The sequence below is a fragment of the Lysinibacillus sp. BSL11 genome, assembly GCF_052928325.1.
The window spans coordinates 209625-223126 of record NZ_JAVGCX010000006.1 but is presented as its reverse complement, the minus strand read 5'-3'; the positions used below and the strand labels follow the sequence as shown (position 1 = coordinate 223126).

The following is a 13502-nucleotide window of genomic DNA, read 5'->3' as shown; positions in this document are numbered from 1 at the left end:
GAAGGTACGAGCATGCCAACAAAATATGAGGCAGGCACGTTTGATGTGATTGTGATTGGTGCTGGTCATGCAGGTTCAGAAGCTGCACATGCTGCGGCTAAAATGGGCGCTAACACATTAATGCTAACAATCAATTTAGATATGATTGCATTTATGCCATGTAATCCATCTATTGGTGGTCCTGCCAAAGGAATTGTCGTACGTGAGATTGACGCTTTAGGAGGCGTCATGGGGAAAGTGATAGATAAAACGCATATTCAAATGCGAATGTTGAATACAGGGAAAGGCCCAGCTGTACGTGCATTGCGCGCACAAGCGGACAAAGTTTTGTATCAACAGGAAATGAAACGAGTATTAGAGGAAACACCAAACTTAACAATCCATCAAGGGATGGTTGAAGAGTTAATTATTGAAGATGGGGAAGTAAAAGGGGTCATTACACAAATTGGTGCCGTTTATCGTGCTAAAACAGTCGTCGTGACAACAGGTACTTTCCTACGTGGTGAAATCATTATCGGTGATATTAAATATTCAAGTGGTCCTAATAACCAGCAACCGTCAATTCGCTTAGCTGATAATTTAAAAGAGCTAGGTTTTGACCTAGTTCGATTTAAAACAGGTACACCACCACGTGTGAATAATCGTACAATAAACTATGACAAAACAGAGATTCAACCAGGAGATGATGTTCCACGTGCATTTAGTTTTGAAACGACTGAATTCATCATGGATCAGCTACCTTGCTGGTTAACATACACAAGCCCTGAAACACATGAAATTATTGAAGCAAATTTACATCTTTCACCGATGTACTCAGGGATGATTAAAGGGACAGGTCCACGTTATTGTCCATCTATTGAAGATAAAGTTGTACGTTTTAATGATAAGCCAAGACATCAAATCTTCTTAGAGCCAGAAGGCCGCAATACACGTGAGGTTTATGTTCAAGGTTTGTCAACAAGCCTACCAGAGCATGTTCAAACACGTTTACTAAAATCTATACCTGGCTTAGAGAATGCGGAAATGATGCGTGCTGGTTATGCTATTGAATACGATTCAATTGTGCCAACACAATTATGGCCAACTTTAGAAACGAAACGTATTAAAGGCTTATATACAGCAGGTCAAATTAACGGTACATCTGGCTATGAAGAAGCTGCCGCGCAAGGCTTAATGGCGGGCATGAATGCAGCTGCTAGTGTATTAGGTAAAGACGAATTAATTTTAAGCCGTTCAGATGCTTATATTGGCGTTTTGATCGATGACCTAGTGACTAAAGGAACAAATGAGCCATATCGTTTATTAACATCTCGTGCAGAGTATCGTTTACTATTACGTCACGATAATGCAGATCTACGATTAGTAGAGTTAGCTTATAACATGGGGATGATTCCACAAGAAAGATATGCTAGTTTCAATGAGAAAAAAGAGCTGATTGAAAATGAAATTGCACGTCTTCGTGAAGTCATTATTAAGCCAAATGAAGCCACACAATCTGTTATTCGTTCTGTTGGTGGTAGTGAATTAAAAGACGGTATACGTGGTGCAGATTTATTAAAACGCCCTGAAATGCATTATGAGTTAATTTCTTCTTTAATTCCGGCAGAAATTGAATTGGCGGATGAAGTAAAAGAACAAATTGAAATTCAGCTTAAATATGAAGGCTATATCGAAAAAGCATTGCAACAGGTAGAGAAACTACACAAAATGGAAAACAAAAAAATTCCTGAGAATATTGATTACGATGCTATTTCAGGTTTAGCAACAGAAGCGCGTCAAAAATTAAAACAAGTTACACCACTGTCTATTGCGCAAGCCTCTCGTATTTCTGGTGTTAATCCAGCTGATATTTCAATTCTGCTTGTTTATATTGAACAAGGTAAAATTGCGAAAGTAAGCAGCTGATCATCAACAACAGTAAAGTAAATAAGAGGCGGGCATACCATTGTGCCCGCTTCCTATTTTTAAGGCTATACTATTAGTTGGAGTTGTATAGCTAGATCAACAAAGGAGACTTTACATGAACGAACAACAATTTATTGAGGCTCTGAAAGAGAAAGGGATCGAACTTTCTGATATACAGATTGCTCAATTTAAAAAGTATTTTGAATTACTTGTTGAGTGGAATGAAAAGATGAATTTAACTGCCATTACAGATTTAGAAGGCGTGTATTTAAAGCATTTCTTCGATTCGATTAGTCCTTCATTTTACTTTGATTTTTCAAAAGTCATAACTGTTTGTGATGTTGGGGCAGGAGCTGGTTTCCCAAGTATCCCAATAAAAATCTGTTTCCCACATTTACAAGTTACAATTGTCGACTCCTTAAATAAAAGAATTACCTTTTTAAATCATTTAAGTGATGAGTTACAATTAGAGAATATGCATTTTGTACATGCTCGAGCGGAAGAGTTTGGTCAAAATTTAAAATACCGCGAACAATTTGATGTGGTAACAGCACGTGCTGTAGCTCGTTTATCAGTTCTAGCAGAGTTATGTGTACCTTTAGCGAAACAAGAGGGATATTTTGTTGCTTTAAAAGCCGCAGCTGGGGCAGAAGAATTAAAGGATGCTAAAAAAGCTTTAACAACATTAGGTGTTAAACTGAGAGAGGAATTTTCTTTCAAGCTACCTGTTGAAGAAAGTGAACGCATTTTATATATATTTGATAAAATAAAAGGAACACCGAAAAAATATCCGCGTAAGCCAGGTGTACCAAATAAAACACCGATTCAATAATTAGTGTTTCATGTGAAACTTCTCAAAGTGGAAAATATTTTTTCTATTTTGAGCATACATACTAGTTATGGATGGTTCACGCAAAAGACATCTATGAACTATATACATTTAAAGAAATATAATAAATAATAATAGAATGACACAGAGCAAGATAGTTACTTAAAGGTGGTGCCACTTGGATGAAAAGTCCTTTTTCACGTTTTTTTGGAGGCGGAAGTAAAACAGAGCCTATTGTGAAAAATGAAGTAGAACAAGCAGAGGCGGTTCATGCAGCGGAAGAAGTCATAAAGTTGCCTATTGATCAAATTGTACCTAACCGTTTTCAGCCACGTACTATTTTTGATGATGAAAAAATTGAAGAATTATCAAGAACCATTCATACACATGGTGTGATTCAGCCAATTGTTGTACGTAAAACATCAGACAATCAATATGAAATTATCGCTGGTGAGCGTCGTTATCGAGCGATGAAAAAGCTACAATGGACAGAGGTCCCTGCTATTGTACGTAATTTAACTGATAAGGAAACAGCATCTATTGCGTTAATAGAGAACTTGCAGCGTGAGGAGTTAACTGCAATTGAAGAAGCGGTAGCCTATCAAAAATTATTAGAGCTTCATGAGCTAACACAGGAAGCTCTTGCCCAAAGACTTGGAAAAGGACAATCCACTGTAGCCAACAAATTACGTTTATTAAGGCTGCCAGATGAAGTTCAGCAAGCTATTTTGAAGCGAAAAATATCTGAACGACATGCACGTGCATTAATTGCTATTAAAGATCAACCATTGCAACTAGAAATTTTACAGCTAGCAATTGAAAATGATTGGAATGTGCGACAGTTAGAGGAGCAAATCCAGGCTATATTACATCCTGTAGCTGATGAGCAGGAAGAATCAATTCCAAAGAAAGCTAAACCAAAACGTAAAGCTATAAGTAAAGATGTACGTATTGCTTTGAATACCATCAAACAGTCATTAACGATGGTAACAAAAAGTGGGATTACAGTGAAAACTGAAGAAGAAGATACAGAAGAATACTATCAAATTACAGTGAAGATTCCTAAAAAGAAAAAAGTGTAATAAATTATTTTAGAAAAATAATCTGTGATCAAATTTATCACTGTACAAGGGAGATATCTCAGAAGGTTAATAGAGATATCTCCTTTTTTGTATATATTCTTAATATTTTATACAACTCTCTTCAAATTTTTTGATAGAATGAAAGTTAGATAGCGGATTAAATAGTGATTTTACAAATGATTTGTCAAAGTAAACTTTGATAGATGAAAGCAGGTGCTTTTAAATGGGTAGAATTATAGCAATCGCCAATCAAAAGGGTGGCGTAGGTAAAACAACAACTTCGGTCAATTTGAGCGCTTGCCTAGCATACTTAGGTAAGAAAGTGCTTTTAATTGATACTGATCCGCAGGGGAATACAACAAGTGGACTTGGTATTAATAAAGGAGAAATACAGGGTTGCATTTATGATGTGCTCATTGATGATGAAGATGTTCAAAATGTCATTCAAAAAACAAATGTAGAAAATTTATCTATCGTGCCAGCAACAATCTCACTTGCAGGTGCAGAAATTGAATTGGTTTCAACTATTTCCAGAGAAGTACGTTTAAAACATGCATTACAAAATGTGAAAGAGGATTTCGATTATATAATTATTGACTGTCCACCATCTTTAGGGCTTTTAACAATCAATGCGTTAACAGCTTCAGATGCGCTCATTATTCCTGTACAATGTGAATATTATGCATTGGAAGGGTTAAGTCAATTACTATCAACAGTTCGCCTCGTTCAAAAGCATTTAAATCAACAGCTTTACATCGATGGCGTTTTATTAACAATGCTAGATGCACGCACAAACTTAGGCTTGCAAGTTATTGATGAAGTGAAAAAGTATTTCCAAGATAAAGTATATAAAACAATAATTCCTCGTAATGTGCGATTAAGTGAGGCACCAAGTCATGGTCAACCAATCATCACTTATGATGCAAAATCTAGAGGTGCAGAAGTTTATTTAGAGATGGCGAGGGAAGTGATTAAAAATGGCTAAAGGTCTAGGAAAGGGTATTGGGGCATTATTTCCAGGAGAGTCTCTAGAACACAGTGGTCAAGTGGAAGAAATCCAATTAGATTTAATTGTTGCGAACCCATTTCAGCCTCGTAAAATTTTCGATGAAGAAAGTTTACAAGAATTAGCTGATTCTATTAAAGAACATGGAATTTTGCAGCCAATTGCCGTGCGTAAAAAAGCACGCAAGTTTGAAATTGTTGCGGGGGAGCGTCGTTACAGAGCTTGCCTATTAGCTGGCCTCGAGGTGATTCCTGTCATTATAAAAGAGCTATCTGATGCACAAATGATGGAGCTAGCTATTTTAGAAAACCTCCAACGTGAGGATTTAACTGTAATTGAAGAAGCAGAAGCCTACCAGAGTTTAATGGAAAACTTACATTTAACACAGGAAGAGTTATCGAAGCGATTAGGAAAAAGTAGACCACATATTGCCAATCATGTTCGGCTACTGGCATTACCAGAAGATGTACGTAAATTGATGAATGATGGAACTTTATCGATGGGGCAGGGACGGGCATTACTCGGCTTAAAAAATAAAAGAAGAATATCAGAAGTGGCTAATAAGGTAATAAATCTAGGATTGAATGTACGTCAAGTTGAATTATTAGTGCAAAACTTAAATGAAGAAGTTTCACGTGAAACAATTCCTCCTAAGAAAAAAGATATCTTTGTAACTGCAAAAGAGTCACAATTACGAGACTACTTTGGAACAAATGTTCAAATAAAGAAAACAAATAATAAAGGGAAAATAGAAATTGAATTTTATTCTGAAGATGATTTAGAACGTATATTGGAAATATTAAACATACAGGAAGAATAAAATAATATTTCTATAACTTAATCAGAGCGCCAAGCAAATAGGCGCTCTCTATTTTTTAGAGAGAAAGAAGGCTTAAGTGTGGTATTACTAGGGGCATTGATAAATGCTGTGTTAATTATAGCAGGATCATTAGTAGGGCGGATTTTTAAAAATATCCCTGAATCTATGAAATCTACGGTCCTTTCTATTATTGGTTTAGCCGTCACATTATTAGGGATAAAAATGGGCTTTGAAAGTGATAATTTTATTATATTGGTAGTAAGTTTAGTGGTAGGTACAGTAATAGGTGAGTGGTTAGATTTAGATAAACAAATGAATCGTCTTGGTAAATGGGTAGAGAGTTTATTTCGTACAAAACGGGATGACCAAAATCAAATTAGCATAGCAGAGGGCTTTGTAACTGCCTCACTAATTTTTGTTGTAGGATCAATGGCTGTTATAGGTGCTCTTGATAGTGGTCTTCGTAATGATCATAATGTACTCATTACAAAAGGATTAATAGATGGATTTACATCCATTATTCTAGCATCTACTTTAGGTATAGGTGTACTGCTATCCGCTGTACCTGTCTTTGTTTATCAAGGATTAATAGCTCTTTTTGCAGGTGTTATAAGTTCCTTTATCCCTGATGCCGCACTACAAATGTTCATTACAGAAATGACGGCTGTTGGCGGGGTTATGATTATGGCAATAGGGTTAAACATTGCAGGCTTAGCTAAGATCAAAGCTGCTAACTTGCTGCCAGGTATCGTCATTGTTGGTGTTATGGTGGCTATCTTCTACATTTTTTAGTGAATAACGATGAGCAGCCAGTAATAATGCTCGTGAAAGCTTTTCAGCCATTGCATAAGAAATATGAAGTCTGGTATTTTGTAAAACAAGCATTTCCATAAAGCCTCCAATATTGACGATTCCTTTCACGGAAATGTCTCCAATTGGAGGTAATTCTTTTTTTACAGCTTTTCCAGGGAAGATGGGTCCACTTTGAACTGAAATATGACCAACATTTTGCTCACTGCCGAGACAGGCATCAATCGCAATAATGAATGGTTTTGTAGTATGATTGTGTAGCTGTTGCATTGTAGAATGTAGGTTTAGAGCATGTAAAGGATCTTCTAAGGAACCTACAATTTCATAAGGAAAGCTAACAGATTTTTTTAAAAAGCTACCAGTTAATGGCCCAAGGGTATCACCTGTACATCGGTCACTGCCAATACAACAAAAAATTAGTCTTTCATGATGAAACGGTATATGTTCTAAAAATAATGTACTTAATTGCCAAACAGCATTTTTACTCTCATGATGAAGGGAATAAGGTAGTAACAAATTTGGTATAGTATTCATAAAAAAACTCACTTTCTTTTTATTTTTAGAAGTGCTCAATTTTTATGCAGTATACGCAAATTTTTAGCAAGTTATTCAAGAGGTGGTAATGATGGAAAAGAATAAAAAGTTAATGGAAAAATACTGGGACAAGCTCACATCTGAGGATCTTTGGGAACAAGTTATTGATGCATCTATAGAAATTTTGCTCATTCTATTAGTATCGTGGATAGCTGTAAAATTAGGTAAAAAATTTATTAAAAAAGTATTTTTAATCCGTATGCGTTCACCATTGAGCCACTCAGACCGACGCCAACGAACAATTTCAAGATTATTACAAAGCGTGATTTCCTATGTCGTTTATTTCTCTGCAATCATTGGTATACTTTCTTCCTTAAATATTAAGGTAGCAGGTTTATTAGCGGGTGCAGGAATTGTTGGTTTAGCAATAGGTTTTGGTGCTCAAAGCTTAGTAAAGGATGTTATTACTGGATTCTTTATTATTTTTGAAGACCAGTTTGGTGTAGGTGATTATATAAAAATAAATGCTGCAGAAGGTACAGTTGTAGAAATTGGCTTACGCACAACAAAAATTAATGGTGCTACTGGTGAACAGTTCATCATTCCCAATGGTGCCATAGGCGAAGTCGTCAATTATTCTGTTAACAACTCTAAAATTTTTATAGATTTACAAATGGCTACGGATGCTGACTTTGAGAAAGCAGAAGGGATTATTAATAAGTATTTAGAGACATTGCCTAAGATGCATAAAGAATTAATTGCAGCTCCAGTATTTCTAGGTGTGCAAAATGTTAAAGGGACAGAAGTAACCATTCGTATAGTTGCTGAAACATTACCGCAGCAACAATATGGAGTAGCACGTACCATACGCCGCGATATTACGAAACTCTTTGAAGAAAATAATATACCAATGGTCTATCCAAAAATGATGTTCTATGGCAAAGATGAGGGGAGAAGTGTGTAAGATGGAGGCAAAAAAATTTGGTTTAAATGATATTGTTGAAATGAAAAAACAACATCCATGCGGCACCAACAAATGGAAAATTATTCGTATGGGGGCGGATGTACGTATCAAATGCGAAGGATGTCAGCATAGTGTCATGATTCCACGTCGTGAATTTGAGAAAAAAATGAAAAAGGTTTTATTTTCTGCGGAAGAGTTGTAACATCAGGCATATTAGACTTTTTCTGAGTGAATCAATATAATAGATAAGGTTATATGAGAGAAAATTTGAACTGAGTATAGAAAGGTTGTGTCCATCCATGGCATTAACAGCTGGAATCGTTGGTTTACCTAACGTGGGGAAATCAACATTATTTAACGCAATAACAAAAGCGGGTGCATTGGCTGCAAACTATCCATTCGCAACGATCGATCCAAACGTTGGTATAGTTGAAGTACCTGATGCACGTTTAGATAAATTAACAGAATTAGTGGTACCGAAAAAAACTGTGCCAACTGCATTTGAATTTACAGATATCGCTGGAATTGTTAAAGGTGCTTCTAAGGGTGAAGGATTAGGAAATAAGTTCCTAGCTCATATTCGTGAAGTAGACGCAATTTGTCAAGTAGTACGTTGTTTTGTAGACGAAAACATTACTCACGTTTCTGGTGCAGTAGATCCAATTGACGATATTGAAGTGATTAATCTAGAGCTTGCACTAGCTGACTTAGAATCTGTGGATAAACGTTTACAACGAGTTAGCAAAATGGCGAAACAAAAAGATAAAGAGGCTATGATAGAGGAGCCAGTGCTTCTGAAAATTAAAGAGCAACTAGAAAACGGTAAACCAGCTAGAGCAGCTGAGCTATCAGATGATGAATTAAAGGTAATTAAAGGTCTTCATCTGCTAACAATTAAACCAATGCTTTATGTAGCAAACGTTTCAGAAGATGAAGTAGCAGATGCAGACAACAACGAGTATGTGAAAAAAGTACGTGAGTATGCATCCGCTGAAGGTGCACAGGTCATTACTATTTGTGCAAAAATCGAAGAAGAAATTTCTGAGTTAGATGATGAAGAAAAAGCTATGTTCTTAGAAGAATTAGGAATTAAAGAATCTGGTTTAGATCAACTAATTCGTACTTCTTATGACTTATTAGGACTAGCTACTTACTTCACTGCAGGTGTACAAGAGGTACGTGCCTGGACGTTCCGTAAAGGAATGAAGGCACCTCAATGTGCAGGTATTATTCATACTGACTTTGAGCGCGGCTTTATTCGTGCAGAAACAGTGGCATATGATGATCTTCTTGAGGCAGGTTCGCAAGCAGCGGCTAAGGAAGCTGGTAAAGTACGTCTTGAAGGTAAAGAATATGAAGTACAAGATGGCGATATTATGTTATTCCGCTTTAATGTATAAAAAACTTACAAGGGCAATCTAAAATGGTTGCCCTTTTTCGATTGCTTAGTTATCAGAATTTTTAATGTATGGAGGCGACTTATGAATGAATCCTGTGCAAATTAAGGAACGTGGTTTAGAGTTTGAGCAACTGGGGATGCTACCACAAGATGTCTTAGATTATATTTATGAACAACGATTATTCAAATTGTTCACTCCAAGAGAATTAGGTGGTAAGGATTTAGATTTAGTAGAAGGTGTAAAGATATTTCAGCAGATGTCTGCGCTTGATGGCAATTTCGGATGGCTCATTACTATTGGTACAGGTGGAAACGCATTTATTCCAACATTCAATAAGGAAATTTGTGAAAAAATCTATTCTCCTAAAGAAGCAGTTATAGCAGGTAGTGGATATCCAACAGGGATAGCTGTAAAAACAATTGGTGGCTATTATGTAACAGGGCAATGGAAGTATTGCAGTGGTTCTAACTATGCTTCAACATTTACGATGAATTGTTTAATTGAAGAAGATGGTATCAAAACCGAAAAAATTATTAGCTGCTCAGTAAATCCACATGATGTAGAGATTTTAAATGATTGGTCTGCAATGGGTTTAAAGGCAACAGCTAGTCATACAATCCGTGTAAACAATGTTTGGGTGCCACAGGAAGCTACTTTTCAATTAGGGGTCATCAGAAATGATTATGGCAATTCAGTACATAGCTTTCCATTTACCACTTTTGCACAGGCTTCTTTTTTAGGCGTTTGTCTTGGGATGACAGAGAATTTTTTAGAAGAAGCTTTTGCTTTAATGAAGCAACGAAATCATGATGGAAGCAGAACTGAGCGAATTGGAGCCTTCCAATTTTTATGGATGCAGCAGCATAAACGTTTCAAGCAATGCGAGGAACAGTTTTATGCAACATTATCTGTCTTTTGGCAACAGCATCAAAAAGGTGAACAATTAACGGAAGAGGAATTATCACAATTTACTCAATTGGCTAAGGATATAGCTGCTGCTTGCTTAGAGATAGCGAATAATTTAATACGCTGTCTTGGTATGGATGCTATTACAGAAACATCTACGATTAACCGTATTTGGAGAAATTTATATACAGCAGCCCAGCATGGATTTTTAACTCCTTAAAGTATAAATAGAATCTGTAGTTGTTCATTTCTAATCTACAGATTCTATTTAATTATGTAGTCTTATTTTAATGATGATCCTTTTCCTGCAATAGATAAACATACAGCTTTGGTAATTTAGGATCATCCTGTACGATAGCATTACGTGGATATTTACGTAGCTCTTTATACATGGCAAAATCGCCTACAGCTCCAGCTATTAACACCGCCCCTATCAATATTAAAACAGTACTGTTAAGATAAAACCCAACAATGGTTGGAAGTACTCCAGTCGTCCAGAATGGCAGTAATAAAGCTTTTTTCATAGCATGGTTGGGGAGAGGTTGCTCAGTAGTTGCATAGGCAATACCTTGCTCTAAATTTATGCCATATTTTAAAGCTTTAAAGGGAACTCTGCCAAAAATCATAAAGCCAATTAAATGACAAGCCTCGTGTAGGATAATAAAAATTATATACAGCACAACAAATAGTGCTGTGCCACCAATCATCTTCCAAAAAGAAAAATGGAAATCTTTAAAGCAAATATATTGAATGGCAATAAATAATATGACAAGACCACTTGTAATCACAAAATTGTCGATCATTAACTTCTTTAAATCTAATTCGATAACGATAGGCTCCTTATCGTTGGTTAACATGAAGGCACTCCTTTCATAGATAATGAAATATACTGCCATTATATAACGAATTATTAGTTTGTGACTTGAAAGACATGTACCTATATGTTACAATTCATTGATGTGAGTAATAATTAATTACTTGCTCCTTGCTCCCTTAATTAGGAGAGCCTAAGTCCATAAGGAGGTGTAAACAGATGAGAAAATACGAATTAATGTACATCGTACGTCCGAACATTGAAGACGAAGCGAAGAAAGCTTTAGTTGAACGTTTCAACGAAATGTTAACTTCTAACGGTGCAGAAGTCATCGAATCAAAAGAGTGGGGCAAACGCCGCTTAGCTTATGAAATTCAAGACTTCCGCGAAGGTTACTACCAAATCGTAAAAGTAAACGCTACTTCAGATGCAATCAACGAGTATACACGTCTTGCTAACATCAGCGAAGACATCATTCGCCACATTGCAGTTCGCGAAGAAGCTTAATAATTAATTTTTTACAAAACGCTGAAAAGGAGGTTGTATTCTGATGATTAACCGTGTCGTATTAGTTGGAAGACTAACAAAAGATCCTGAGCTACGTTATACACCGAATGGAGTTGCGTCTACAAGATTTACAGTAGCTGTAAACCGTGCATTCTCAAATCAACAAGGTGAACGCGAAGCTGATTTCATTAGCTGTGTTGCTTGGCGTAAACAGGCTGAAAACCTAGCGAACTTCATGCGAAAAGGAAGTTTAATTGGGGTAGAAGGTCGTATCCAGACAGGCAGTTATGAAGGACAAGATGGTAAGCGAGTATACACAACAGATGTCGTGGCGGATAGCGTACAGTTTTTAGAACCCCGTAATGGTAGCGGTGCTCCTGCTCCTCAATATGGTGGACAAACTTACGGTAATAACCAACCGTCATATGGCGGTGGTCAACCACAACAACAGTTTAGTGGCGCTATGCCAGGGCAGGGTTCCTATGGCGGCGATTCGTATCAGCAAAATCAACCACCTATGAATCAGCCGAATTATACACGTGTAGATGAGGATCCATTTGCGAATAGCAAAGGGCCAATAGAAGTATCTGAGGATGATCTTCCATTCTAATGCTTCTAAATGATAAAAAAGATAAGGAGGAGACACACTATGGCACCACGTCGCGGAGGCCGCAAACGCCGTAAAGTTTGCTACTTCACTTCAAACAATATTACGCACATCGACTACAAAGATGTAGATTTATTAAAAAAATTCATCTCTGAGCGCGGTAAAATTTTACCACGTCGCGTAACTGGCACTAGCGCTAAGTACCAACGTAAATTAACTTCAGCTATCAAAGTATCTCGTATCATGGGATTACTTCCATTCGTAGCAGAAGATAAATAAAATTTATTTATTAATAAAAGCACAACAAGGTTTTCATAACCTTTGTGGTGCTTTTTTTTATTTATACTGTTTCTCAAATATTGTTGCTATAAAGGAAAGTTAGGATTATTCAACAATCGTGCACGATTGTTGAAGATCGTTATTGAACTAAAGCACCAGGTTAGTTCAATAAGAAAAAAAGAGCTGCATACGCAACTCAATGATTTTTATCTAATCATTAACATATATTTACCCCCTAGAATATATGTCAATTCATGCATAGATTTGTTATTTATTGTTTTCAAGATAGTTTCCTTTTTCCCTTAAACAGGCGTGTTTTTATTTCCTTATAACTCAGAAAATTCAGAATTATCGTTGACGAAAAAACCGTTATCATATATATTATAGTTGTGCAAATTACAAATTAAGGGGTAAGTGGAAATTATGTTTAAATTAAGTAAATTGGCAGCAATGATGCTTGTTGTACTTATGTTTTTTGCATCTACTAGTTCAACTAATGCCGCAGAAGTTGTTCAAAGCGAGAAATTTGAAACTAATATTGTTGGGGAAGTAAATCTATCTTTAGCAGGAGATGATTATCCAGATGACTCAATCTCTCCTTTCGGTTTCTATCTTTATAAGGACGTGGATATCCCTTCTCCTCAAACTTATTCAACTCACAGCAATGTACCAGCAACCTATTATTATGAAGCATTCAGTGGATCATATTGGTATAAGGGTTGGATAAATCTTTACAAAACAGAAAAACTTACAAATGGCACTTGGAGAGGATATTACAGGGGAACAGTTTCTGCTTGGGTTGAATAAATTATCAAATGTAAAATTATTTCAAGCTCACCTATTTGGTGGGCTTGTTTTATTTAAGAGAACGATAGATATAGCAAAGTATCAACGATAGGTACCTAAAATGACATTCTAATTACACAATATAATAAGATTAGATTCGGATAGAAGACTATTGGAAAATATTTTTCCAATTTTTTTGCATCGATTAGTTTTTAGGTAAGATTATTTTCTAAAATTATTTTATTTAAAATGT

At 36.1% G+C, this 13502-nt stretch carries 16 protein-coding genes; 14 read left to right on the top strand and 2 right to left on the bottom strand.

The annotated features are described in order from the left end of the window. Positions 1 to 12: 12 nt before the first annotated feature. From mnmG to RCJ95_RS09325, 6 genes are all read left to right on the top strand, one after another. On the top strand, positions 13 to 1905 hold the full coding sequence (gene mnmG, locus RCJ95_RS09350) for a tRNA uridine-5-carboxymethylaminomethyl(34) synthesis enzyme MnmG (RefSeq protein WP_257520880.1): 1893 nt from the start codon (positions 13 to 15) through the stop codon (positions 1903 to 1905). 115 nt (positions 1906 to 2020) lie between these two features. Continuing rightward, positions 2021 to 2737, top strand: coding sequence for a 16S rRNA (guanine(527)-N(7))-methyltransferase RsmG (gene rsmG, locus RCJ95_RS09345; protein ID WP_004233322.1), 717 nt, complete (start codon positions 2021 to 2023; stop codon positions 2735 to 2737). Positions 2738 to 2916: 179 nt separating this feature from the next. Next, a complete protein-coding gene (gene noc, locus RCJ95_RS09340) occupies positions 2917 to 3816 on the top strand; it encodes a nucleoid occlusion protein (protein WP_004233323.1) in 900 nt (299 codons plus the stop codon). Between the two features lie 223 nt (positions 3817 to 4039). After that, the gene (locus RCJ95_RS09335; protein WP_004233325.1) at positions 4040 to 4801 is read left to right on the top strand and encodes a ParA family protein; all 762 of its coding nucleotides are present in this window, start codon (positions 4040 to 4042) and stop codon (positions 4799 to 4801) included. Beyond that, complete coding sequence (locus RCJ95_RS09330) at positions 4794 to 5642, top strand: ParB/RepB/Spo0J family partition protein (RefSeq protein ID WP_036077940.1); 849 nt, start codon at positions 4794 to 4796, stop codon at positions 5640 to 5642. The genes RCJ95_RS09335 and RCJ95_RS09330 overlap by 8 nt, the downstream gene beginning before the upstream one ends. Before the next feature lie 78 nt (positions 5643 to 5720). Then, complete coding sequence (locus tag RCJ95_RS09325) at positions 5721 to 6434, top strand: DUF554 domain-containing protein (RefSeq protein WP_274771083.1); 714 nt, start codon at positions 5721 to 5723, stop codon at positions 6432 to 6434. On the opposite strand, the gene yyaC is transcribed toward RCJ95_RS09325, so the two are convergent. Further along, the gene (yyaC, locus tag RCJ95_RS09320) at positions 6354 to 6986 is read right to left on the bottom strand and encodes a spore protease YyaC (protein ID WP_274771081.1); all 633 of its coding nucleotides are present in this window, start codon (positions 6984 to 6986) and stop codon (positions 6354 to 6356) included. The genes RCJ95_RS09325 and yyaC overlap by 81 nt on opposite strands. 91 nt (positions 6987 to 7077) lie before the next feature. Between yyaC and RCJ95_RS09315 the strand changes: the two genes are divergently transcribed. The 4 genes from RCJ95_RS09315 to RCJ95_RS09300 all read left to right on the top strand — a co-directional run bounded on the left by RCJ95_RS09315 (position 7078) and on the right by RCJ95_RS09300 (position 10476). Continuing rightward, positions 7078 to 7950, top strand: coding sequence for a mechanosensitive ion channel family protein (locus RCJ95_RS09315; RefSeq protein ID WP_274771079.1), 873 nt, complete (start codon positions 7078 to 7080; stop codon positions 7948 to 7950). A 1-nt stretch (position 7951) separates the two neighbouring features. Further along, positions 7952 to 8152 carry a DUF951 domain-containing protein gene (locus RCJ95_RS09310; RefSeq protein ID WP_103119043.1) on the top strand — a complete coding sequence of 67 codons (201 nt, stop codon included), beginning with the start codon at positions 7952 to 7954 and terminating at the stop codon, positions 8150 to 8152. Between the two features lie 97 nt (positions 8153 to 8249). Further along, positions 8250 to 9350, top strand: a complete 1101-nt coding sequence (gene ychF / locus RCJ95_RS09305) for a redox-regulated ATPase YchF (protein WP_016994923.1) — start codon at positions 8250 to 8252, stop codon at positions 9348 to 9350. 85 nt (positions 9351 to 9435) lie between these two features. Then, on the top strand, positions 9436 to 10476 hold the full coding sequence (locus tag RCJ95_RS09300) for an acyl-CoA dehydrogenase (protein ID WP_221682469.1): 1041 nt from the start codon (positions 9436 to 9438) through the stop codon (positions 10474 to 10476). A 67-nt stretch (positions 10477 to 10543) separates the two neighbouring features. On the opposite strand, the gene RCJ95_RS09295 is transcribed toward RCJ95_RS09300, so the two are convergent. Further along, positions 10544 to 11113: a DUF3267 domain-containing protein gene (locus RCJ95_RS09295; protein ID WP_221682468.1), complete on the bottom strand. Its 570-nt coding sequence runs from the start codon at positions 11111 to 11113 to the stop codon at positions 10544 to 10546. A gap of 176 nt (positions 11114 to 11289) precedes the next feature. On the opposite strand from RCJ95_RS09295, the gene rpsF reads away from it, so the two are divergent. The 4 genes from rpsF to RCJ95_RS09275 all read left to right on the top strand — a co-directional run bounded on the left by rpsF (position 11290) and on the right by RCJ95_RS09275 (position 13270). Then, complete coding sequence (gene rpsF, locus RCJ95_RS09290) at positions 11290 to 11577, top strand: 30S ribosomal protein S6 (RefSeq protein ID WP_016992320.1); 288 nt, start codon at positions 11290 to 11292, stop codon at positions 11575 to 11577. Positions 11578 to 11620: 43 nt separating this feature from the next. Further along, a complete protein-coding gene (gene ssb, locus RCJ95_RS09285) occupies positions 11621 to 12187 on the top strand; it encodes a single-stranded DNA-binding protein (protein ID WP_054548816.1) in 567 nt (188 codons plus the stop codon). Positions 12188 to 12226: 39 nt separating this feature from the next. Next, positions 12227 to 12463, top strand: a complete 237-nt coding sequence (rpsR, locus tag RCJ95_RS09280; protein WP_004233359.1) for a 30S ribosomal protein S18 — start codon at positions 12227 to 12229, stop codon at positions 12461 to 12463. A gap of 423 nt (positions 12464 to 12886) precedes the next feature. Next, positions 12887 to 13270: a hypothetical protein gene (locus RCJ95_RS09275; protein ID WP_221682467.1), complete on the top strand. Its 384-nt coding sequence runs from the start codon at positions 12887 to 12889 to the stop codon at positions 13268 to 13270. Positions 13271 to 13502: the final 232 nt, after the last annotated feature.